The sequence below is a fragment of the Agathobacter sp. LCP21S3_B2 genome, from assembly GCF_052118705.1.
GTDB lineage: Bacteria > Bacillota > Clostridia > Lachnospirales > Lachnospiraceae > Roseburia.
In genome coordinates, this window is sequence record NZ_JBQKGQ010000060.1 from 1 (window position 1) to 337 (window position 337).

The following is a 337-nucleotide window of genomic DNA, read 5'->3' on the forward strand; positions in this document are numbered from 1 at the left end:
CAGGCTCGATAACTGGGGTGAAGTCGTAACAAGGTAGCCGTATCGGAAGGTGCGGCTGGATCACCTCCTTTCTAAGGAAATCGAGTAGAGAGTTTTTCACTGTTGAGTTATTAATGATTATTTAATAACAAATAACACTGGGGTAAGCTGAGGAAGTTCGACTTTGCTTACGCAAATCGAACAAGTTTCACACTAAGCTCGAAAATACCTCGCTAAGTGTTCAAACTTTTGGTGGCGATGCGTTTTTGGGAAACACCCGTTCTCATCCCGAACACGATGGTTAAGACTTAAACGGCCGATGATACTATACTGGTAACGGTATGGGAAAGTAGGTGGC

2 rRNA genes are annotated in these 337 nt (G+C 43.9%); both read left to right on the forward strand.

What is annotated here, in order from left to right:
• Window positions 1-71, forward strand: a 16S ribosomal RNA gene (locus tag ACTQ1L_RS15295); the annotation flags it as partial.
• 156 nt (window positions 72-227) lie between these two features.
• Window positions 228-337, forward strand: a 5S ribosomal RNA gene (gene rrf, locus ACTQ1L_RS15300); the annotation flags it as partial.